The following is a 20,738-nucleotide window of genomic DNA, read 5'->3' as shown; positions in this document are numbered from 1 at the left end:
CGCGCGGTCGAAGCCCAGCAGAAACAACGTAGCTTGATGAAGTGGGTTCGACCGTTTACCACTACACAGACACGCAGGCGTTCGCGGGCATCATTCAGAATGCCGCATTGTGGGCAACCGATTTCCGATACCTCAACGATTCGCGTGAGCTGAGCTATGCGTGGGACCCGTTCGTGGCCAAGCTGCAGCAGCTCTCATCAGAACCGGGTGAATATTCAGAAGCGTATGCCGCGCAGCTCAAAGCACTGGAACTGATGAAAGCCACTGACCTGATGGGCTTCGACGACAGCATGTTTGTGGCGTGCTTCACTGAACTCCGGGACGTAGTGAGCCAGTGGAGCCGTTACGGCGCGAACGGTCACGGCATCGCTCTCGGGTTCGATTCGGAACGCATACGGGCGCTTAACGCGCCCATCTTCCACCACGCCCAGGGTGGTCACCTATTGCCCGCGATGGCTTGGGTCGTTGACAGCGCACCCGCAGATCTACCGGAAGGTGAGTCACCGCCCCCACCGACACGCCAGCAGCACATGACCGACATGGCGGTCCTGCAGCAGGTGCGCTACGGCGACGCCGAGCGTGATCGCCTCGTCGGCAATCTGATAGAGGTTGTGGAGAGGAGCGGCGACAAGAACGGAGTGGGCAGCTTCGACAGCAAGGTCGCGAATCTCATTTTCCGAACCCACGCCCACGTGCATTGGCTACCCCTGGTGAAACACGACGCATTCGAAGATGAGCGAGAACACCGCGTCACAATCACCGAGCATCTAGGCGGCAGGACTCGCATGCAGCGGATTGCTCTCGGGACCTTGGGCAAACCGTTCTCCGACTACGCACAAGGAACGCTGGATACAGTCGATGTGCGATTCCGCTCTGGGGGTCCGACGTTGTTCAAGCCGTATGTCTCACTGCCATTCGATCACGCCGCCCTTGTGGAAGTCGTGACCGGACCATCTGTCAAACACCATCTCGCCAAACCCACACTGAGGCGAATGCTGGACCGAAATGGCTTTCGCGATACGGCGATACACGCGTCCGAGCTGCCATACCAGACATGATCGCAAGCCGGTGTCCAACGCCGGATTCGTCAGTTCGACTCGCCCGGCCCCAGGCGGACATGACCCACGGTGAGCGGCGTCGTCTCGGGGTCACCCCATTCGGGCAGCCACCAGTTGACCTGCCACATGTAGGAGTCGATCACCTTGTTATCGGGTAGGTCGGCGTTCTCGTGCATGAGGAGAGCACCGATTCGGAGGAGCCCGCGACAGCAATCAATCATCCACTTCATGCCCTCAAGGGCTTCGATCAGAGCCCGCTCACGAATCGCTGCGACATGTCGCGTCTGAGACGACCAATTTTCATCGCGCCACGACAATTCGCCGGGAGTACCATCGGCGGCCTTGCGCGGCTTACCCTCCTCGCCGAGTCGTGCGATGTAGAACGTCCGATCCGGCATGTCGCCCTCGACCTCAAGGATGTACAGCAGGTGGGCCAGCTCATTGCGGGCCAGCTTCGCCCGTGCCGCCGTGGCGGACCAATCCTGGTGGGGCCACCGGACCCGCAACTTGTCGGCCAGTCCGCGCATGCCCTTGGCCAGTTCTTCCTTCGGAAGCGGGCCAGCGCCGTAGCCGGCGGCATGAAATCGACTGAAGTTCACCACGCCGAGCAAGTTCTCCCAACCTCCAATGACGCGCAAGATCAGCACCTCGGGCGTTCTGGAGGGCTTGAACGCGCGCGCCTCGGCTTTACGGTGGGCCTCGACCCTGGCGTCTGTCTCCCTTATCTGCTGTTCGAGTCGGCTTGGTGTATCCGTCACGACGCCCGAAACTACACCGGGGGCGACCTTGGCCACTTGGTTACGGCCCCCGGCACCGTTGGCGCCGAACACCCGTTCGTCTGGCTGCGTTTTGGCTACATCCTCGGTTCGTCGCGGTTAATCGGCATTAATCTCGGTTGACTAGAACACTGCAGGCAGTGAGGTGTTTTCGCGGTATCGTCGCAGGTGTCAGCGACGCGGGAAAAGAGTTCGAATCCCACCGAGGGCACTCCCCACCCATGCTGTACACCATCGGCCACGGCGCGAAAACCGCCGACGAACTCACCGCCGCGCTGCGCCGGCACGGCATCACGCTGCTGGTGGACGTGCGCAGTTTCCCCGGCTCGCGGCGCAACCCCGACGTGTCGAAGGAAGCGCTGCCGGGCTGGCTGGGCACCGCCGGGATCGCCTACCGCCACGAACCGGACCTCGGTGGGCGACGCAGACCTCCGGCCTCCCCGGCGCCGCGGGACCAGTGGTGGGAAAGCCGGTCGTTCGCCAATTACGCGGCGCATACCCGCACACAAGGCTTCCAGGCGGCGTACCGGCGCCTGCTGCGCGACGCCGAGGCCGGCAACGTCGCCGTGATGTGCGGTGAGCCCACCTGGTGGCGTTGCCATCGGCGCATGATCGCCGACCTGGCCGCCCGCGACGGCCACCCGGTGCAGCACATCATGCCCAACGGCTCGCTGTCGCCGCACCGGCCGTCGGAGTGGCTGACCGGCGATCTTGACTAGCCAGCCGACAAATAGCGAGGTCAACGGTTACGCTTTGGTGGTGGTGGCCAAGAAATGCGGGGCCCCACCCCGGAAAGACGGCTCGTCGAATCGCCCGGACTGCGTGGCCGCGGTGCGGGCGCAGACGCGCGACCGCAATCAGCACTACGCCGCCAGCGCCGCACGCCGGGGCCGGATCCTCATGATCACCGCGTGGCTGGCCGTGATGGTGAGCGTGAGCTTCGTGGTCGTGCAGATCGCCACCGGTTCCTGGACGTGGCAGGTCAGCTCGATCAACGTCATCGGCGCCATGGTCTTCGCGATGGTGCCGTGGCTGCAGCGGTTCGGGGAATTGGTTGCGCCGCTTACCTTTATCGGCGCGGCCTACGTCTCGGTCTTCGCCAGCTGCCTGGACATCGGCACCGGTTCGGGGTCTCAGTTCTTCTTCCTGGTCGGCGCTTGCATCGTGGTGCTGCTGCTGGGAATCGAACACATCGTGCTGGCGGCCGCGCTGGCGGCCGTCGCGGCCGGGCTGATCATCGCGGTCCAGTTCCTGGTCCCGGAAAACACCGGGCTGCAGCCGGCCTGGGCCCAGTCGGCGGGCTTTGTCGTCACCGCCATCTCCAGCGTCGTGATGGTCGTCGTCACGGTGTGGTTCGCCCTGCGTGACACCGCGCGCGCCGAGGCCGTGATGGAGGCCCAGTACGACCGCTCGGAGACGTTGCTCGAAAACATGTTGCCCGCCAGCATCGCCGAGCGGCTCAAGGAGCCGGGCCGCGGCGTCATCGCCGACAAGTACGACGACGCAACGGTCTTGTTCGCCGACATCGTCGGGTTCACCGAACGCGCCAGCGCCACCCCCCCGGCCGATCTGGTGCGTTTCCTCGACCGCCTCTACGGCGCGTTCGACGCCCTGGTGGACAAGCACGGGCTGGAAAAGATCAAGGTGAGCGGCGACTCGTACATGGTGGTCAGCGGCGTCCCGCGGCCACGGCCGGACCACTCCCAAGCGCTGGCGGATTTCGCGCTCGACATGGCCAACGTCGTTGCGGGACTGAAGGATCCACACGGCGAGCCGGTTCCGCTGCGGGTGGGCATGGCGTGCGGGCCCGTGGTCGCGGGCGTGGTGGGTTCTCGCCGGTTCTTCTACGACGTGTGGGGCGACGCGGTCAACGTCGCCTCCCGGATGGAAGCCACCGACTCGGTGGGCCGCATCCAGGTGCCCGAGGAGCTGTACGAGCGCCTCAAAGACGAATTCGTGCTGCAGGAGCGGGGCCGCGTCGACGTCAAGGGCAAGGGCCCGATGCGGACCTGGTATCTGATCGGCCGCAAGGCAACCGAGCAGTCCACAGACCTGCATTCCGAGGAACCGCGCACCGCGCGCGTGTGAGTCGAAAGTCCCTATCCCCCGCACCGCGGACTGTGTCAGACTGCGGCCATGCAAACCACTCCTGGAACCGCCCCGGTTCCAAGCTTGTTGCCGCACTTATGGAAATCGACGCTGGTATCGGGAATCCTGTCGCTGATCCTCGGCGCCGTGATCCTCGCGTGGCCGGGGATCACGATCCTGGCAGCTGCCGTCGCGTTCGGCGTCTACCTGTTGATCGCCGGCGTCGCGCAGGTGATGTTCGCGTTCAGCCTGCACGTCTCGGCGGGCAGCCGGATTCTCCTGTTCATCAGCGGCGCGGCATCACTCATCCTGGCGGTCTTGGCGTTTCGCCATTTCGGCCAGGGCTACGCCGTCTTGTTGCTGGCCATCTGGATCGGAATCGGGTTCATCTTCCGCGGGGTCGGTACCACGGTCTCGGCCATCAGCGATCCGGCGCTGCCCGGGCGCGGCTGGTCGATCTTCGTCGGCGCGATCAGCCTGCTCGCCGGAATCGTGGTCCTGGCGTCGCCGTTCGAGTCGATCGTCACCCTGGCGCTCGTGGTCGGCGTGTGGTTCGTGGTGATCGGCGTCTTCGAGATCGTGTCCTCATTCGGCATTCGCAAAGCGTCCAAACAACTCAGTGGTTAAGGCATAGCGCCGGTCTGAGCCAACTACTACACTGTGTCGTAGCTGGCCGTAATCTCAGGAGATGACAATGAATGTCGTCGATATTTCGCGGTGGCAGTTCGGTATCACAACCGTCTACCACTTCATCTTCGTGCCGCTCACCATCGGCCTGGCCCCCCTGCTCGCCATCATGCAGACGGTGTGGGTGGCCACCGGCAACGCCGCGTGGTATCGCCTCACCAAGTTCTTCGGCAAGTTGTTCCTGATCAACTTCGCCATCGGCGTGGCGACGGGAATCGTTCAGGAGTTTCAGTTCGGCATGAACTGGAGCGAGTATTCGCGGTTTGTCGGCGACATCTTCGGCGCCCCGCTGGCGATGGAGGGCCTGTTCGCCTTCTTCTTCGAGTCCACCTTCATCGGCCTGTGGATCTTCGGCTGGAGCCGGCTGCCGCGGCTGGTGCACCTGGCGTGCATCTGGATCGTGGCGCTCGGCGTCAACGTGTCCGCCTTCTTCATCATCGTGGCGAACTCGTTCATGCAGCACCCGGTCGGCGCGCACTACAACCCGGTGACGCGCCGCGCCGAGTTGGACAGCATTTCCGCGCTGCTCCGCAATAACACTGCGCTGGCTGCGTTTTCGCACACCGTGACCGGATCCTTGCTGACCGCCGGGACGTTCGTCGCGGCCGTCAGCGCCTGGTGGCTGGTCCGCTCGCGCAAGCCGGGGGCCGCCCTCCCTGAGGCGGACGCCCGCACCGTGTTTCGGCCCGCGGCCATCCTGGGATGCTGGGTGGTGCTGCTCGCCGCCGTCGGCCTGTTCTTCACCGGCGACCGCCAGGGCAAGCTGATGTTCGTTCAGCAACCGATGAAGATGGCGTCGGCGGAAACGCTGTGCGACACCCAGACAGATCCCGACTTCTCGATCCTGACCGTCGGCCGGCACAACAACTGTGACGGCGTCAAAGGCGTCATCCAGGTCCCCTACGTGCTGCCGTTCCTCGCTGAGGGACGATTCGACGGCGTGACGCTGCAGGGGGTGCGCAACATCCAGCAGGACTTCGAGCACCGCTTCGGGCCCAACGACTACCGGCCCAACCTGTTCGTCACCTACTGGTCGTTCCGCGCGATGATCGGGTTCCTGGCCATTCCGGTGTTGTTCGCGCTGGCGACGTTGTGGTTCACCCGGGGCGGCCGGGCGCCCAACCAGCGCTGGTTCTCCTGGCTGGCGCTGCTCACCATTCCCACACCGTTCCTGGCCAACATCTCCGGGTGGGTCTTCACCGAAATGGGCCGCCAGCCGTGGATCGTCGTCCCGAACCCGACCGGCGACCAGCAGGTTCGGTTCACCGTTCACGAGGCCGTGTCCAACCACGCCCCCGGTATGGTCGTCACCTCCCTGGTGACGTTCACCCTCGTGTACGCGGTGCTGGCGGTCATCTGGTTCTGGCTGCTCAAGCGCTACATCGTCGAAGGGCCGCAGGAACACGACGCGGAACCGGCACCGCCTCGCGCACCCAGCGACGACGAGGTGGCCCCACTCTCGTTCGCGTATTAAGGAGCTGACCGGTGGCATTGCAACAGTTGTGGTTTGGCATCATCGGATTGCTGTTTCTCGGTTTCTTCATCCTGGAGGGCTTCGACTTCGGCGTCGGCATGCTGATGGAGCCGTTCGCGCGCACGGGCACCGGTGAGCCGGAACTGCAGCGGCGCACCGTGCTCAACACCATCGGCCCGGTCTGGGACGGCAACGAAGTGTGGCTGATCACCGGCGGCGCGGCGATGTTCGCCGCATTTCCCGGCTGGTACGCCACGGTGTTCTCCACGCTGTATCTCCCGCTGCTGGCGATCCTGTTCGGCATGATCCTGCGGGCCGTGGCGATCGAATGGCGCGGCAAGGTCGACGACACGAAATGGCGCGGCTGGGCCGATTTCGGGATCGCCGCCGGGTCGTGGCTGCCCGCCGTGCTGTGGGGCGTGGCGTTCGCCATCCTGGTCCGCGGCCTGCCGGTGGACGCCGCCGGCCACGTCAACCTGTCGATCACCGACGTGCTCAACCCCTACACCCTGCTGGGCGGCCTGGCCACCGCGGGGCTGTTCTTGTTCTACGGCGCGGTGTTCGTCGGCCTGAAGACGTCGGGCACGATCCGCGACGACGCGCACCGATTCGCGGTGCGGCTGTCGCTTCCGGTCACCGGACTGGTTGCGGCATTTGGGCTTTGGACCCAGCTGGCGCACGGCAAGGGCTGGACCTGGCTGGTGCTGGGGGTCGCGGTCGTCGCGCAGCTGGCCGCGGTGCTGTTGGTGTGGCGGCGCGCGTCGGACGGCTGGGCTTTCGCCTGCACCGCCTTGGTGGTCGCCGCCGTCGTCGTCCTGCTGTTCGGCTCGCTGTATCCGAACCTGGTGCCCTCGACGCTGAACAGCCAATGGAACGTGACGATCTACAACGCCTCGTCGACCCCCTACACCCTCAAGATCATGACCTGGGTGACCGCGATCATGGCGCCGCTGACGGTCGTCTACCAGGCGTGGACGTATTGGGTGTTCCGGCAACGGATCTCGTCGGACCGGATACCGCCGCCCATCGGCCTGGCGAGGCGTCCGTCCTGAGCAGCCGGGCACCGCTTGACCCGCGGCTGTGGCGGGCATCGACCGCGTTGCGGCGCTATCTGGTCGCCAGCGTGGTCTGCGGGGTCGCGATCTCGGGCTGCGCGATCGGTTCGGCGATCGTGCTGGCGAGCACCGTCGCGCGCGTCGTCGGCGATCCCTCGGCGCGCGGCCCGCGCTCCTGGCTGGCACCGCTGTCGATCCTGTTGGCGCTGTGGGTCTTTCGCACGGTGACGCAGTGGCTGCAGGCCCGCCTGGGTCAGCGCGGCTCCAGCGCGGTCATCGCCGACCTCAACGGTCAGGTTCTCGCGGCGGTGACCGCGCGCCAGCCACGCGAGCTCGCCACCCAGCGCGACGCCGCCGCGGTCGTGGTCACCCGCGGGCTCGACGGGTTGCGCCCGTACTTCGCGGGATACCTGCCCACCCTGCTGCTCGCCGCGATCCTGACCCCGGCGACCGTCGCCGTGATCGCCGCCTATGACCTGAAATCGACGGTGATCGTGGCGATCACCCTGCCCCTGATACCGATCTTCATGGTGCTGATCGGCATCGCGACCGCCGACCGCTCGGCGGCGGCGCTGGAGGCCATGACGACCCTGCAGGCCCGGTTGCTGGACCTGATCGCCGGCATCCCGACGCTGCGGGCGCTGGGACGCGGCCGGGGCCCCGAACAGCGCATCGCCGAACTGGCTGCCGCCCACCGGCGCTCGGCGATGGCGACGCTGCGGATCGCCTTCCTGTCGGCGCTGGCGCTCGAATTGCTGGCCACCCTGGGCGTCGCGCTGATCGCGGTCGGTATCGGCCTTCGCCTGGTGTTCGGCGAGATGACCCTGACCACCGGGCTGACGGTGCTGCTGCTGGCGCCGGACGTCTATTGGCCGCTGCGCCGGATCGGCGTGGAATTCCATGCCGCCCAGGACGGTAGGACCGCCGCCGACAAGGCGTTCGCCCTCATCGGCGAACCGGCCGGCCCGGCGGGGCGCGACGCGACGGTGAACGCGCGCGGCAGCGAGATCCGCGTGGAAAACCTCAGCGTGGTCGGCCGGGACGGCGACGCGCCGCGCGATCTCACCGCGCTCATCGAACCCGGCCGGGTGACGGTGCTGACCGGGCCCAACGGCGCCGGCAAGAGCACCACGCTGCAGGCCATCGCCGGGATCACCGTGCCGTCCTCGGGGCGGGTCAGCGTGCGCGGGGCCGAGGTCACCGACCTCGACCCTGCGGCATGGTGGCGGCAGCTGTCCTGGCTGCCGCAGCGCCCGGTGCTGGTCCCCGGCACCGTGCGCGACAACCTGCTCCTGCTGGGGCCGGTCGCCGACCTCGACCGGGCCTGTGCCGCATCCGGTTTCGACGCGGTGCTCGCCGACCTGCCCGATGGGATGGACACCCGGCTGGGGCGCGAGGGCGTCGGGCTGTCGCTGGGACAGCGCCAACGGCTCGGACTCGCTCGTGCGCTCGCGTCGGCGGCCCCGGTNAGATGGGTAGAAGAGACAGGCGCAGGCGGTTGCTGCTGGCCCGCGCCGTGCTTGCACCGGCCCGCATCGTGCTGCTCGACGAGCCGACCGAGCACCTCGACGCGACCGACGCCGAACGGGTGCTGCGCGACTTGCTGGGCCCGAAGTCCACGCTGCTGCCGGCCGGACGGACCGTCGTGGTGGCAACTCACCACTTGCCCAAGGACATTCGCTGTCGCGAGCTGCGGCTCACAGGTGGCGCCGGCGCGGCATGAACTCCAGCGTCAACAACACCACCACCAGCGGAAGCAGCTGCGTCATCGAGACCAGCGCGTAGCGGCGAGCGTCCATGGCGTGGAACTTGCGCACGTAGCGGAACAGCGATTCCAGCGCGATCAGCGGGTCGAGAATGTGGATCAGCCGGTAAAAGACGCGCTGGGCCCGGCCGCGATCCTTGTCCTCGAAGATCTCGGGGAACGCCGCGAACGACAGCGATACCCGCTGCGCGCCGGCGTCTTTGGCGGCCATGATCATGTCGACGCTGAGCCGCTCGTCGATGCCGTTCGGCGATCCGCGGCGACGCCACGGCACGTCGAGGCTGACGTCGCTGCCACCGCCGGCGGTCGCGTACCGATGGAAGCCCTGCACGAGCCCCTCGGCGTCCCGGGCGATGATGAGCTTGATGCCGGGGAACCGGCCCTCCAGCACGCCGTCGAGGTTCATGTAGAAGCCGCGATCGTGGTGGGCGCCGCTGGGGGACGCGCGCACCACGTCGGTCAGCTCCGCATGCAGCTTGTCGTCGAGGCCCTGCTCGTCCACGATTTCGGTGGTGATGCCGAAGTTGTGGGTGCGCTTCACGGCCTGCCGCAGGTTGCGGAACTTGCGGCCCACCATCTCGAAGGCGGCCACGTCGACGACGACGTCGCGGCCGATCGGTATGGCCCGCAGCGATTGCCCGATGACCGCGGGGTCACGCCACAACTCGAGTCGCCGCTCGCTGCAGCCCACGACCGCGATCCGCCAGCCGTGGGTGTGACACATGGCGGCGAAGTCGGCGACCAACTCGGGGAATTTCGCTTCGTCGCCGACGGGGTCGCCGCCGACCGCGGCATACCCCAGCCGGGTCCGATACGCCAACGCGGCCGTCCGGTCGGCGGTGAAGTGGTAGCACTTGCCGGTCTGCATCGCGAAGGGCGCCAGTGGGTCGTCGGCGGTGACATCGATCAACGACCACACCCGGGGCAGGTCCGCGGCTCGCGGATGCGCCGAGGTGGGCCACATCAACGCGATCCCGGACCCGACGATCAGCGCATCGCCCAGCAGGTCGAAGGACAGCACGTGCGCGCCCAGCCCCGCCACGACGAACAGCGCGGCGGCGGTGGCGTGCGTGGTCGTCACCGGGCGGCCGAGGAAGATGCCGCGGGCGATGAACGCCACCGCGCCCAGGATCGTCAGCGACCAGCCCAGCCGATCCGTGCAATCCCAATCCGGCTGCTGGTGGTGTCGGGCGAGGATGCCAACCAGCCAGCCCGCAGCGCAGAGCAAGGCCAACGCCCCGATCCAGCGGGCGGCCAGTGAATCGACGTGGACGACAACGCGTTCTCGGGCGCGGGGCTTCGCTGCGACGTCGACCGGTCCGTTCACTTTCACCTCCCGATGCGATCAGCTCCCACTTCGCACCGAATACCCGGCTGATCAGAACTTACGCCCGATTGCGGCCGCGGTGGGCCAAAATCAGGCGGTCTTCCTGCGGGTATGCCGTACTGTGACCTGTCTATCGCTGGGAGGGCGGGAAATATAACAGCAGGCCTTCCTGCGCCACGGTGGCGATGGCTTGGCCGGCCGGGTCGAAAAAGTGCCCGGTGCCCAGCCCACGCGAATCCGCGGCCACCGGCGACGACGTGGAGTACAGCACCCAGTCGTTGAAGTTGACCTGCCGGTGAAACCACACGGAGTGGTTGGCGGACGCGGCGAAAATGCGGTCGAACCCCCACGACAGCCCGTGGGTGGTGATGACCGAGTCCAGCACGGTGGTGTCCGAGGAGAACAGCATGGTCGCGGTGTGCAGCACCGGGTCTTCGGGCAGCACACCCAGCGCCTTCATCCAGACCCTGTTGTGCGGCAGCCGCTCGCCCTTGTCGCGCATGACCCAGGAGGGATCGTTGGTGAAGCGCCATTCGATCGGCTGCAGGGCGTTGACGAAGTGCGGGACGACCTTTTCGTAGCCGCGCAACAGCTCGCCGAGCGACGGCTGCGTATGGGGCTGTGCCACCTGCGGCGGGTCGACGGCGTGCTCGAGACCGGGGCCGCCCGACATGTACGAGATCAGCGCCGAGGACAACACCATGCCGTCCTGTACCGCGTCGACGCGCCGGTTGGCGAAGCGCCGCTCGTCGCGCAGCCGCGTCACGTGGAATTCGATGTCCTTGGCGGTGTCTCCACCGTTGACGAAGTGCACGGACAGCGCGCTGGGCGGCAGGCCGTCCTGGGTCAGCGTGCGGCTGCTGGCGACGAACGACTGCGCCATGAGCTGCCCGCCGAAGGTGCGCATCGGATTCTTGCTGGGATGGGATCCGACGAACCGGTCCTCGGCGACCCGGTGGAGGTCGAGTATCGCCAGCAGTTCCTCGAAATCAGAATTGGTGCTGATCGCGGCATCTCCTATGGGTCCTGCGGGTCTTTGCGCTAGACGTCGTCCTCCCCGATCCGGTGCACATGGATCAGATTGGTCGACCCTACTGTGCCAGGTGGCGCGCCGGCGACGATGACCACCAGGTCACCGCGCTTGTAGCGACCGAGCTCGAGCAGCGACTTGTCCACCTGGCGGATCATGCCGTCGGTCGACGTCATCATCGGGACGATGAAGGTCTCGGTGCCCCAGGTCATGGCGAGCTGGCTGCGCACCTCGGGCCACGCGGTGAAGGCGAGCAGCGGCAGCGGGGTGTGCAGGCGCGCCAGCCGCTTCACGGTGTCACCCGATTGGGTGAAGGCGACCAAGGCCTTCGCGTCGAGCCGCTCGCCGATGTCGCGGGCGGCGTAGGAGATCACGCCGCGTTTGGTGCGGGGCACATGCGTCAACGGCGGCGCGGCGGTGGAGTTCTCCTCGACCGCGCACACGATGCGCGACATCGTCCGAACCGCGGCCATCGGATACTTGCCCACCGACGTCTCCCCCGACAGCATCAACGCGTCGGCGCCGTCGAGCACGGCGTTGGCCACGTCGGACGCCTCGGCCCGGGTGGGCCGCGAGTTTTCGATCATCGAGTCGAGCATCTGGGTCGCCACGATGACGGGTTTCGCGTTCTCCCTGGCGATTTGGATCGCCCGCTTCTGCACCAGCGGGACCTCTTCGAGGGGCAGCTCGACGCCCAGGTCGCCGCGGGCCACCATGATGGCGTCGAACGCCAGCACGATGGCTTCCAGGTTGTCGACCGCCTCGGGCTTTTCCAGCTTGGCGATCACCGGTACCCGCCGCCCGATCCGGTCCATCACCTCGTGCACGAGCTCGACGTCGGACGGCGAGCGCACGAATGACAGCGCAACCAGGTCGACTCCCAGGTTCAGCGCGAAGGTGAGGTCCTCGATGTCCTTGTCGGACAAGGCGGGGGCGGACACGTTCACGCCGGGCAGCGAGAGGCCCTTGTTGTTGCTCACCGGGCCGCCTTCGACGACGGTGCACACCACGTCGTCGCCGTCGACGGCCTCCACCACCAGGCAGACCTTGCCGTCGTCGACCAGGATGCGGTCACCGACCACGGCGTCCTTGGCCAACTTTTTGTAGGTGGTCGACACGCGGTCGTGGCTGCCTTCGCACTCGGCGACGGTGATGCGGACCGTTTCCCCGTCGGCCCAAAACGTGGGGCCGGTGGCGAAGCGTCCCAGCCTGATCTTGGGGCCCTGCAGGTCGGCGAGCACACCGACCGCGCGGCCGGTCGTGTCGGAGGCGGCCCGCACGCGGTCGTAGGCGGCCTTGTGGTCGGCGTAGTCCCCGTGGCTGAAGTTCATTCGAGCGACGTCCATTCCGGCCTCTACCAGCGCCAGGATCAGTTCGTCGGAGTTTGTTGCCGGGCCTAAAGTGCAGACGATCTTCCCGCGTCTACTCACGGCGAACCAGCATAGTCGTGCGGCGCGGGCGCAGCCCGAGTTAACCGATCGGACGCAGGGCGGCTACCCACTGAGGACGGTCGGGACAAGCGGGAAGCCCGGCAGGTTGCGCAGCACCGTCCACGCGATCGCCACGGCTGTGATCGTCACCACCGCGGGCGTCGACAGCACCGGCTGGCCCCGCCGGCGACGCAGCAGAATCCAGCCGGCCAGCGCCGGGATGGCGAACAGGAGGAAGACGTTGTCGTTGATGGTGGCCATCAGGTCACCGTGCAGCAGGTCGTGCGTCATGCGAAGGCCACCGCACAACGGGCAGTTCCAGCCGGTGAGCCACTTGAACGGGCACAGCGGATACACCGAATGCGTGTTGTGCGGATCGACCAGCGCGACGTAGCCGACCGCGCCTGCCAGCAGCGCGCCGGTGCCCGCCGCGGCGTGAGTCCGATTCACGTTCCCAACCTTAGTGCGCCGAACGTCGACTAGTTGCGGGGCAAACCGCCCGCGCATCTCGCGCAACAACCCGACGTTGGACGAACCATTGGGCCAGTGTGAATCCTGGGCGACGACACGCCGACGAAGTTCGCCACCAGCTCACACGGAAACGCCCTGAGTTCACACTCGACCCGCCACCGCGGCGTGGACCCGGCGGATGCGGGCCGGCACTTCCCGCCGCGGGCGCGGCGCTAGCGGCCGCGTCGGTTTCGCAGCCGGAAGCTCAATCGCCTCCGCGTTGAGCCGGCCGAGGTGTCCACCACGGCATCTTCGGCATCGGCGTCGGACTCGGGTTCCGAGTCGGCTTCGGGCTCTTCATCTTTGGGCTTGGTAACCTCGGGCTCGTTCTCTAGCTCTTCGGCTTCGGGTTCAGCAACCTCGGCCTGCTCGGCGTCCGTCGCGACGGNGAACCGCCGGTCCACATAGATCAACGCGACGAAAACCAGGACGTCCCAGATCAACTCGTAGAGGAATGTCGGGTGCACCACGAGCGCGACCTGCCCGGTCGAGACACCGTCGAGCGAATGCGGGTCGACGTATCCGGAAGGGTCGCGCCGGTAGAAGATCTCCAAACCCCACGGCACCGTGGTTTCCCGGCCGTAGAGCTCCTGGTTGAAATAGTTGCCGAGCCGGCCGATGGCCTGCGCCAGGATGATTCCCGGCGCGATGGCGTCGCCGAAGGCGGGCAGCGGAATTCCGCGACGCCGGCAGGCGATCCACGCGCCGACGCCGCCCAGCGCCACCGCACCCCAGATGCCCAGGCCGCCGTCCCAGATGCGCAGCGCCGCGCCGAACCCGGCGCCGCCCGGGCCCCAATAGGTCTGCCAGTCGGTGGCCAGGTGATAGAGCCGGCCGCCCACCAAACCGAACGGCACGGCCCACAGCGCGATGTCGTAGATGACGCCGCGCTGGCCGCCGCGGGCCTCCCAGCGCCGGTCGCCGATCATCAGCGCAACCACGATGCCGGTGATGATGAACAGCGCGTAGGCGCGAATGGGCAGCGGCCCGAGGTGCCACACACCCCGCGGCGGGCTGGGGAAATATGCGAGCACGTGCGTCACGAGTCGGCCGTCCGTTGCCGCACACCCGTGGCCAGCTCCCCGGTCAGCGCCCGCAGGGCGGGCAGGCCGCCCTCGCCCAAGGCCGACACCAGCGCGGACCCGACGATGACACCGTCGGCGTAGCTGCCGATCTGCGCGGCCTGCTCCCGCGACCGCACACCCAGGCCGACGCCGACGGGTATGTCGGACACCTCCCTGACCCGGCGCACCAATTCGGGCGCGGCCTGCGACACCGCGTTACGCGCCCCGGTGACACCCATCGTCGAGGCGGCATAGACGAAGCCGCGCGAAGCCTCGACCGTGGTCACCAGCCGCTCCGGCGTCGAGGAGGGCGCTATCAAAAAGATGCGATCCAGCCGATGCGCCTCGGAGGCCGCCAGCCACTGCCCGGCTTCGTCGGGGATGAGGTCGGGGGTGATCAGNGGTCTCGGCGGTTTCGGGCTCTGCGACCTCCGTTTCCGGGGCTTCGGCCTCCGTCTTCACGGCCTCGGCCTCGGCGTCCGCCTCGACGGGCTGCACCGGTTTCGACCGCCCACGCGCAATCAGCCTTTTCGCCGACTTGCCCGTCGCCAGGACACCGGCGACCGTGGCCGCCGCCACCACCGAAGCGCCGGTAATCGGCTCGGGTTCGGATTCGGCTTGCGGCTTGGGTGCCGGCGCATCCTCGGGCACCGGATGGTCGGCGTGCAGGCTCGCGGGGTCTTCGCGGCCCTTCGGCGCCAGGATGATGTAGACCACGGCCCCGATGAACACGAACGTCGACGTGAACACGTTGATCCGGATCCCGGCGATCAGCGTGGCCGTGTCGTTGCGCAGCAGCTCGACGCCGAAACGCCCGACGCAGTAGCCGGCGACATACAACGCGAACAGCCGCCCGTGACCGAACTTGAACCGCCGGTCCACATAGATCAACGCGACGAAAACCAGGACGTCCCAGATCAACTCGTAGAGGAATGTCGGGTGCACCACGAGCGCGACCTGCCCGGTCGAGACACCGTCGAGCGAATGCGGGTCGACGTATCCGGAAGGGTCGCGCCGGTAGAAGATCTCCAAACCCCACGGCACCGTGGTTTCCCGGCCGTAGAGCTCCTGGTTGAAATAGTTGCCGAGCCGGCCGATGGCCTGCGCCAGGATGATTCCCGGCGCGATGGCGTCGCCGAAGGCGGGCAGCGGAATTCCGCGACGCCGGCAGGCGATCCACGCGCCGACGCCGCCCAGCGCCACCGCACCCCAGATGCCCAGGCCGCCGTCCCAGATGCGCAGCGCCGCGCCGAACCCGGCGCCGCCCGGGCCCCAATAGGTCTGCCAGTCGGTGGCCAGGTGATAGAGCCGGCCGCCCACCAAACCGAACGGCACGGCCCACAGCGCGATGTCGTAGATGACGCCGCGCTGGCCGCCGCGGGCCTCCCAGCGCCGGTCGCCGATCATCAGCGCAACCACGATGCCGGTGATGATGAACAGCGCGTAGGCGCGAATGGGCAGCGGCCCGAGGTGCCACACACCCCGCGGCGGGCTGGGGAAATATGCGAGCACGTGCGTCACGAGTCGGCCGTCCGTTGCCGCACACCCGTGGCCAGCTCCCCGGTCAGCGCCCGCAGGGCGGGCAGGCCGCCCTCGCCCAAGGCCGACACCAGCGCGGACCCGACGATGACACCGTCGGCGTAGCTGCCGATCTGCGCGGCCTGCTCCCGCGACCGCACACCCAGGCCGACGCCGACGGGTATGTCGGACACCTCCCTGACCCGGCGCACCAATTCGGGCGCGGCCTGCGACACCGCGTTACGCGCCCCGGTGACACCCATCGTCGAGGCGGCATAGACGAAGCCGCGCGAAGCCTCGACCGTGGTCACCAGCCGCTCCGGCGTCGAGGAGGGCGCTATCAAAAAGATGCGATCCAGCCGATGCGCCTCGGAGGCCGCCAGCCACTGCCCGGCTTCGTCGGGGATGAGGTCGGGGGTGATCAGGCCGTGCCCGCCGGCCGCCGCCAGATCCCGGGCGAACGCGTCAACGCCATAGCGCAGCACCGGATTCCAGTACGTCATCACCACCGCGCGACCGCCGGCCGCGCTGATCGCGTCGACCGCGGCCAGCGTGTCCCGGACCCGCACGCCCCCGTGCAGCGCGGCCTCGGTCGCCCGGGCGATGGTCGGGCCGTCCATGCCCGGATCCGAATACGGCACGCCGACTTCGATGATGTCGCAACCGGATTCGACGAGGGCGATCATCGCGTCGATGGAGGTGGGCACGTCGGGGTAGCCGGTGGGCAGGTAACCGATCAGCGCCGCGCGGTTGTCGGCGCGGCAGGACTCGAAAGCCGGGCCCAGCCGGCTCGCCTGGCTCTGTTGCACGGTCATTGCTCGTCGGGCCCCAAAATGCCGAACCACTTCGCGGCCGTCGCGACGTCCTTGTCGCCGCGGCCCGACAGGTTGACCACGATGACGGCGCCGCTGCCCAACTCGGCACCGAGCCGCAGCGCCCCGGCGACCGCGTGCGCCGATTCGATGGCCGGGATGATGCCTTCGGTACGGCACAGCAGGCCGAACGCGTCCATCGCCTCGGCGTCGGTGATGGGCCGGTACTCGGCGCGTCCGGTTTCCCGGAGCCAGGCGTGTTCGGGACCCACGCCGGGATAGTCCAGACCCGCTGAGATGGAATGGGATTCGACCGTCTGGCCGTCCTCGTCCTGCAGCAGGTAGGAGTACGACCCCTGGAAGGCCCCGGGCGAACCGCCGCTGAACGTCGCCGCATGCCTGCCGGTCTCGACGCCGTCGCCGGCGGCCTCGAAGCCGACCAGCCGCACGCCGGGATCGTCGATGAAAGCGTGAAAGATCCCGATCGCATTGGAGCCCCCGCCGATGCACGCGGTGACCGCGTCGGGCAGCCTGCCCGCCTGCGCCTGGATCTGCACGCGCGTCTCGAGGCCGATGACGCGCTGGAAGTCGCGAACCATGGTGGGGAAAGGGTGCGGTCCCGCCGCGGTGCCAAAGCAGTAGTACGTGTTGTCGGCGTTGGTAACCCAGTCGCGGAACGCCTCGTTGATGGCGTCCTTGAGCGTGCGGGAACCGGTTTCCACCGAGACGACCTCGGCGCCCAGCAGCCGCATCCGGGCCACGTTGAGCGCCTGCCGGGCGGTGTCGACGGCGCCCATGTAGACCACGCAATCGAGTCCGAGCAACGCGCACGCGGTGGCCGTGGCCACGCCGTGCTGCCCGGCGCCGGTCTCGGCGATCACCCGGTTCTTGCCCATCCGTTTGGCCAACAGCGCCTGCCCGAGCACGTTGTTGATCTTGTGAGAACCGGTGTGGTTCAGGTCTTCTCGCTTGAGGAAGATCCGCGCCGAGCCGGCGTGCTCGGACAGGCGGGTGGCCTCGTACAGCGGCGACGGCCGGCCGGTGTAGTTGGCCTGCAGCTCGTCGAGGGTGTCGAGGAAGTCGGGGTTGACGCGCTCCTTCTCGTAGGCGGCGGTGACCTCTTCGATCACCGCCATCAGCGCCTCGGCGACGTAGCGGCCGCCATAACCACCGGGGCCGCCGAAATGACCACCCGGATCGGGGTCGTGGCGGGTGGGTTCGGCGATGGCCGCACTCGAAAGCGGAAGCTCCGGGCGGGTCAGGTCTACCATCACCAATTCTCGACGCGGGGACAGCTCATCGGCGGCTAGCGCGACGGTTTGGGGCAGGACGGATGGGTGCCCGCGGTGACCAGATCGGCGACCGCCGCGCGCGGGTCGCCGCTCTTGACCAGACCCTCGCCGACCAGAACCGCGTCGGCGCCGGCGCCGGCGTAGGCCAGCAGGTCGCCGGTGCCGCGCACGCCGGATTCGGCGATCCGGATCACGTTGCTGGGCAGCCCCGGCGCGATGCGGGCGAAGCAATCCCGGTCCACCTCCAGCGTGGCGAGGTCGCGGGCGTTGACGCCGATCACGTTGGCCCCGGCCTTCAGCGCCCGGTCGGCCTCTTCCTCGGTGTGCACTTCGACCAGGGCCGTCATGCCGAGGGATTCGGTGCGGTCCAGCATCGACACCAACGCCGACTGTTCCAACGCGGCGACGATCAGCAACAGCATGTCGGCGCCGTGCGCGCGCGCCTCGTGGATCTGATAGGGCTGCACGACAAAGTCTTTGCGCAACACCGGGATTGACACCGCGGCCCGCACCACGTCAAGGTCGTCGAGCGAGCCGCAGAAGCGCCGCTCCTCGGTCAGCACGCTGATGATCCGGGCGCCGCCGTCTTCGTAGGCCTGGGCCAGCTTCGCCGGATCGGCAATGGGCGCTAGCGAACCCGCCGACGGGCTGGCGCGCTTGACCTCGGCGATGACACCGATACCGGGCTCGCGCAAGGCGGCCATCACGTCCAGCGGCGGTGGCGCCGCCGCGGCGGCCGCCTTGATTTCGGCCAGGCTGACAATGGCTTCGCGCGCGGCAACGTCGGCCCGGACTCCCTCGAGGATGGAGTCAAGCACGGATGCCGGACTCATGCCTGTCGTTCCTTCCCATTGCCATCACACTGTCGCCACGATTACTTAGCCGATTTCGATGACGTCAATGAAGGGTAGCGACCGTCACCGCGCGGCCCGTCACCGACCCTCGCTGTCGGACTCGCGGGCCCGATCGGTCGGGTCACGTCCCTCATCAAGCGCATCCCAGATCATCCGCTCCGACATCTCCGAGTTCCCCGGCTTTTCGCTGCCCTCCAGCATCGACCCGCCGGCGTCTTCGCGTCGCGCATTCGATCGGCGGGTCGCGGGCGCGGCGTATTTCGTTGCGCTTTCGCGGACCAGGTTCCCTGACCGCATCAACAGCACGGCCGCGGCCAGCGTGCACACCGCGGCGGCGACCGCGATCCCGGCCCCCCAGTACCGCCGCTCGCTTCCGACCAGGAACATCACCGGGATATGCGCCAGGTCGGCGCCGCGCACCCCCACGTCGGGAATCACCCACAAGCTGACCCCGAGATAGCCGACCGCCAGGCTGGCCGCCGCCAGCAGCCCCGCCAGCAGCCGGAGCGGCCACCCGCGCACGGCGAGTGCCGCCAGGGCGGTGGCCAGCATGAGCACCGCCAACGGCAGCAGCGCCGACGACCATGTCGCCCCGGACAGCGTCACCTGCTTCGGCTGGCCCAGCCCGTCGAACGAACGGACCACCACCCACGGCAGCCGCGACGCCACCCACAGCGCCGCCGCGGCCGCCAACAACAGCAGCTGGGCGACGACGATCGTGACCCGGCCCGCCCGGGCCGGGCGCGCATCAGCCATTGCGGCCCGGCAGCGGCGCCGTCAGCGTCTCGGCGGCCGCGATCGCGTTGAGCACCGCCCGCGCCTTGTTGGAGGCCTCGGTGTACTCGTAGGGGCCGTTGGAATCGGCCACCACCCCACCGCCGGCCTGAACGAAGGCGGTGCCGTCGCGCATCAACGCGGTGCGGATGGCGATCGCGAAGTCGGCGTTGCCGGCGAAGTCGAGGTAGCCGACCACGCCGCCGTACAGGCCGCGGCGCGTCTTCTCCACCTCTTCGATCAGCTCCATGGCCCGCACCTTGGGCGCGCCCGACAGCGTGCCGGCCGGGAAGCAGGCCGTCACCGCGTCCAGCGCGGTCCGGCCCTGGCCGAGCATCCCGGTGACCGTCGACACCAGATGCATCACGTGGCTATAGCGCTCGATGTGGCTGTAGTCGTCGACGCGCACCGTGCCGGGCGTGCAGACGCGGCCGAGGTCGTTGCGGCCCAGGTCCACGAGCATCAAATGCTCGGCCCGTTCCTTGTCGTCGGCCAGCAATTCCTTTTCCAGCAACTGGTCCTCTTCGTCGGTCTGCCCGCGCCAGCGTGTTCCGGCGATCGGGTGTGTCGTCGCCCAGCCGTCGGCGACGGTGACCAGCGCCTCCGGGCTGGATCCGACGATCGAAAAGTCGGTTGCCCCAGCGCTATTGGGCACGTGCAACAGATACATGTAGGGGCTTGGGTTGGTGGCGCGCAGCATCCGGTACACGTCGATGGGATCGACGTGGGTGTCCATCTCGAAGCGCTGCGAGGGCACCACCTGGAAGGCCTCGCCGGCGGCGATCTGCTCGACGAGGTAGTCGACGATCTTGCCGTACTCCTCGACGGTGCGCTGCGCCCGGAACCGCGGCTCCGGCTTGCCGAACGTGGCCACCGTCGAGGGCAGCGGCTGACCCAGCGCGCCGGTCATCACGTCCAGCCGGGCGACCGCGTCGTCGTAGGCCTCGTCGACACGCTCGTCGGTGCCGTTCCAGTTCACGGCGTTGGCGATCAGCGTGATGGTGCCCTCGTGGTGGTCGACGGCAGCCAGGTCGGTGGCGAGCAGCAGCACCATGTCGGGCAACGACAGGTCGTCGACGGCCAGCTCGGGCAGCCGTTCCAGGCGGCGCACCAGGTCGTAGGCGAAGAACCCGACCATGCCGCCCGACAGCGGCGGCAGCCCGGGCATCGCGGCCGTGGCCAGCAGCGCCAGGGTGTCCCGCAGCGCGCGCAGCGGGTCCCCGC

17 protein-coding genes and 4 pseudogenes are annotated in these 20,738 nt (G+C 68.0%); 8 read left to right on the top strand and 13 right to left on the bottom strand.

The annotated features are described in order from the left end of the window. Positions 1 to 41 precede the first annotated feature (41 nt). Positions 42 to 1,058, top strand: coding sequence for a DUF2971 domain-containing protein (locus BN4348_RS38160; protein ID WP_066911178.1), 1,017 nt, complete (start codon positions 42 to 44; stop codon positions 1,056 to 1,058). A 29-nt stretch (positions 1,059 to 1,087) separates the two neighbouring features. On the opposite strand, the gene BN4348_RS38155 is transcribed toward BN4348_RS38160, so the two are convergent. After that, complete coding sequence (locus BN4348_RS38155; protein WP_142308659.1) at positions 1,088 to 1,852, bottom strand: hypothetical protein; 765 nt, start codon at positions 1,850 to 1,852, stop codon at positions 1,088 to 1,090. Positions 1,853 to 2,055: 203 nt separating this feature from the next. On the opposite strand from BN4348_RS38155, the gene BN4348_RS38150 reads away from it, so the two are divergent. The 6 genes and pseudogenes from BN4348_RS38150 (at position 2,056) to cydD (ending at position 8,861) form a co-directional block, all read left to right on the top strand. Continuing rightward, complete coding sequence (locus tag BN4348_RS38150; protein WP_066911171.1) at positions 2,056 to 2,553, top strand: DUF488 domain-containing protein; 498 nt, start codon at positions 2,056 to 2,058, stop codon at positions 2,551 to 2,553. A 40-nt stretch (positions 2,554 to 2,593) separates the two neighbouring features. Continuing rightward, positions 2,594 to 3,922 carry an adenylate/guanylate cyclase domain-containing protein gene (locus BN4348_RS38145; RefSeq protein ID WP_066911225.1) on the top strand — a complete coding sequence of 443 codons (1,329 nt, stop codon included), beginning with the start codon at positions 2,594 to 2,596 and terminating at the stop codon, positions 3,920 to 3,922. A gap of 30 nt (positions 3,923 to 3,952) precedes the next feature. Beyond that, the gene (locus tag BN4348_RS38140) at positions 3,953 to 4,549 is read left to right on the top strand and encodes an HdeD family acid-resistance protein (protein ID WP_096866125.1); all 597 of its coding nucleotides are present in this window, start codon (positions 3,953 to 3,955) and stop codon (positions 4,547 to 4,549) included. Between the two features lie 67 nt (positions 4,550 to 4,616). Then, on the top strand, positions 4,617 to 6,083 hold the full coding sequence (locus tag BN4348_RS38135; protein ID WP_066911165.1) for a cytochrome ubiquinol oxidase subunit I: 1,467 nt from the start codon (positions 4,617 to 4,619) through the stop codon (positions 6,081 to 6,083). An 11-nt stretch (positions 6,084 to 6,094) separates the two neighbouring features. Further along, positions 6,095 to 7,135 carry a cytochrome d ubiquinol oxidase subunit II gene (gene cydB / locus BN4348_RS38130; RefSeq protein WP_066911159.1) on the top strand — a complete coding sequence of 347 codons (1,041 nt, stop codon included), beginning with the start codon at positions 6,095 to 6,097 and terminating at the stop codon, positions 7,133 to 7,135. Positions 7,136 to 7,206: 71 nt separating this feature from the next. After that, positions 7,207 to 8,861 (top strand): annotated as a pseudogene (gene cydD, locus BN4348_RS38125) (thiol reductant ABC exporter subunit CydD). Here the strand turns inward: cydD and BN4348_RS38120 are convergent. Further along, positions 8,836 to 10,230: a bifunctional lysylphosphatidylglycerol flippase/synthetase MprF gene (locus BN4348_RS38120; RefSeq protein ID WP_066911222.1), complete on the bottom strand. Its 1,395-nt coding sequence runs from the start codon at positions 10,228 to 10,230 to the stop codon at positions 8,836 to 8,838. The pseudogene cydD and the gene BN4348_RS38120 sit on opposite strands and share 26 nt — an antisense overlap. A gap of 130 nt (positions 10,231 to 10,360) precedes the next feature. Next, positions 10,361 to 11,209: an acyl-CoA thioesterase II gene (locus tag BN4348_RS38115; RefSeq protein ID WP_235852857.1), complete on the bottom strand. Its 849-nt coding sequence runs from the start codon at positions 11,207 to 11,209 to the stop codon at positions 10,361 to 10,363. Here BN4348_RS38115 and BN4348_RS62140 point away from each other — a divergent pair. After that, entirely contained in the window at positions 11,153 to 11,275 is a 123-nt protein-coding gene (locus BN4348_RS62140; RefSeq protein WP_264034797.1) for a hypothetical protein, read from the top strand. The genes BN4348_RS38115 and BN4348_RS62140 overlap by 57 nt on opposite strands. Here BN4348_RS62140 and pyk read toward each other — a convergent pair. From pyk to BN4348_RS38065, 10 genes and pseudogenes are all read right to left on the bottom strand, one after another. Continuing rightward, complete coding sequence (gene pyk, locus BN4348_RS38110) at positions 11,272 to 12,690, bottom strand: pyruvate kinase (protein ID WP_066911141.1); 1,419 nt, start codon at positions 12,688 to 12,690, stop codon at positions 11,272 to 11,274. The two genes, BN4348_RS62140 and pyk, sit on opposite strands and share 4 nt — an antisense overlap. A 63-nt stretch (positions 12,691 to 12,753) precedes the next feature. Then, positions 12,754 to 13,140, bottom strand: a complete 387-nt coding sequence (locus BN4348_RS38105; protein ID WP_235852679.1) for a DUF2752 domain-containing protein — start codon at positions 13,138 to 13,140, stop codon at positions 12,754 to 12,756. Positions 13,141 to 13,583: 443 nt separating this feature from the next. Next, positions 13,584 to 14,243 (bottom strand): annotated as a pseudogene (locus tag BN4348_RS38100) (prolipoprotein diacylglyceryl transferase family protein); the annotation flags it as partial. After that, positions 14,240 to 14,665, bottom strand: a pseudogene (trpA, locus tag BN4348_RS38095) (tryptophan synthase subunit alpha); the annotation flags it as partial. The pseudogenes trpA (BN4348_RS38095) and BN4348_RS38100, both read right to left, overlap by 4 nt. After that, a pseudogene (locus BN4348_RS38090) lies at positions 14,619 to 15,785 on the bottom strand (prolipoprotein diacylglyceryl transferase); the annotation flags it as partial. The pseudogenes BN4348_RS38090 and trpA (BN4348_RS38095), both read right to left, overlap by 47 nt. Beyond that, complete coding sequence (gene trpA, locus BN4348_RS38085; protein ID WP_066911136.1) at positions 15,782 to 16,597, bottom strand: tryptophan synthase subunit alpha; 816 nt, start codon at positions 16,595 to 16,597, stop codon at positions 15,782 to 15,784. The gene trpA (BN4348_RS38085) and the pseudogene BN4348_RS38090, both read right to left, overlap by 4 nt. Continuing rightward, positions 16,594 to 17,865 (bottom strand): tryptophan synthase subunit beta, encoded by a 1,272-nt coding sequence (gene trpB, locus BN4348_RS38080; RefSeq protein WP_066911133.1) that lies wholly within the window; start codon positions 17,863 to 17,865, stop codon positions 16,594 to 16,596. The genes trpA (BN4348_RS38085) and trpB overlap by 4 nt, the downstream gene beginning before the upstream one ends. 35 nt (positions 17,866 to 17,900) lie before the next feature. Then, positions 17,901 to 18,719, bottom strand: a complete 819-nt coding sequence (trpC, locus tag BN4348_RS38075) for an indole-3-glycerol phosphate synthase TrpC (protein ID WP_066911130.1) — start codon at positions 18,717 to 18,719, stop codon at positions 17,901 to 17,903. A gap of 99 nt (positions 18,720 to 18,818) precedes the next feature. Further along, on the bottom strand, positions 18,819 to 19,496 hold the full coding sequence (locus BN4348_RS38070) for a TIGR02234 family membrane protein (RefSeq protein WP_066911127.1): 678 nt from the start codon (positions 19,494 to 19,496) through the stop codon (positions 18,819 to 18,821). Then, the coding region (locus BN4348_RS38065; RefSeq protein ID WP_066911124.1) for an anthranilate synthase component I at positions 19,489 to 20,738 on the bottom strand (1,250 nt) is incomplete at its 5' end. The genes BN4348_RS38070 and BN4348_RS38065, both read right to left, overlap by 8 nt.

It is taken from the genome of Mycobacterium interjectum (assembly GCF_900078675.2).
Classification (GTDB): domain Bacteria; phylum Actinomycetota; class Actinomycetes; order Mycobacteriales; family Mycobacteriaceae; genus Mycobacterium; species Mycobacterium interjectum.
This window is presented reverse-complemented; position numbering and strand designations above follow the sequence as displayed.

Excerpts from the sequence above, each read along its gene's own strand:
- BN4348_RS38150 (WP_066911171.1), top strand. The coding sequence starts at position 2,056 with ATGCTGTACACCATCGGCCACGGCGCGAAAACCGCCGACGAACTCACC.
- BN4348_RS38135 (WP_066911165.1), top strand. The coding sequence starts at position 4,617 with ATGAATGTCGTCGATATTTCGCGGTGGCAGTTCGGTATCACAACCGTC.
- BN4348_RS62140 (WP_264034797.1), top strand. The coding sequence starts at position 11,153 with ATGGGATCCGACGAACCGGTCCTCGGCGACCCGGTGGAGGTCGAGTAT.
- trpA (WP_066911136.1), bottom strand. The coding sequence starts at position 16,597 with ATGACCGTGCAACAGAGCCAGGCGAGCCGGCTGGGCCCGGCTTTCGAG.
- trpB (WP_066911133.1), bottom strand. The coding sequence starts at position 17,865 with ATGGTAGACCTGACCCGCCCGGAGCTTCCGCTTTCGAGTGCGGCCATC.
- trpC (WP_066911130.1), bottom strand. The coding sequence starts at position 18,719 with ATGAGTCCGGCATCCGTGCTTGACTCCATCCTCGAGGGAGTCCGGGCC.
- BN4348_RS38070 (WP_066911127.1), bottom strand. The coding sequence starts at position 19,496 with ATGGCTGATGCGCGCCCGGCCCGGGCGGGCCGGGTCACGATCGTCGTC.